The 755-nt window shown below is 29.8% G+C and carries 1 protein-coding gene; it reads right to left on the reverse strand.

Features of this window, described 5'->3' with window-relative positions:
• Positions 1–142 precede the first annotated feature (142 nt).
• On the reverse strand, positions 143–755 hold a 613-nt coding region (locus tag Q0891_RS17200), incomplete at its 5' end, for a hypothetical protein (protein ID WP_299103575.1).

Here is a 755-nt window from a genome sequence, read left to right on the forward strand (position 1 = left end):
AACGTGTTTGTGTATGGTTAGTTGCGTGTTTAAGCAACTAAATTAGCAAACTTTTACGAACCCGTGAAAATTCCGCAGGAATTTTCGCAAGTAGAGCCTAATACAGCAATTAATTATACACGGTGTTGGCAACAGTATTTTGTCAATCTACAATTTCCTCAAAGATTATCGTATTTTCTAATTTCGGAATGCTAATTATTCTGAAAGTTGGAACATATCCTTTTCCATTCGGCTCATAAAATTCCGATTTATATTCCGTATGAGTTTGATAATTTAATGTTACTGAATTTCCAATGTATCTATCTTGCGTACTCGGTAAGTGAAAATAACTTTTAATACTATCTTGATAAAACTTTGATGTTTTAATTTCTCTTACAAGTCTCTTTTTGTCAGATTCCGAAATTGATAATTCAAAACGGTGATAATAGTCAACAGTTCCAACACTCTTATTTTCTATAATTTCAAAGTCATCTTTCAGTTCGATATTCTGTTCAGAAAGAAGTTCTATAGCATCAGTTTTAAAAAACAAATAGTCATCTATGTAAATAGAAACTGATAGGATAATTGTTCCGATTATTAAAATTCCAGATATTATTTTCCCTGCTTTTTTGTATCCCATTTTTTTGGGAATCCAATAGCTTAAAAATATAATTCCGCTTACTATTATAAGAATTATAAATAAAAATATAAAGGTGAAATTCGGACTATCCATATTCGTTAATAGTGGTTTTTCATATTGTTGCCAACGTGTTTGT

Origin of the sequence: uncultured Winogradskyella sp. (assembly GCF_947498005.1) — a bacterium.
Classification (GTDB): domain Bacteria; phylum Bacteroidota; class Bacteroidia; order Flavobacteriales; family Flavobacteriaceae; genus Winogradskyella.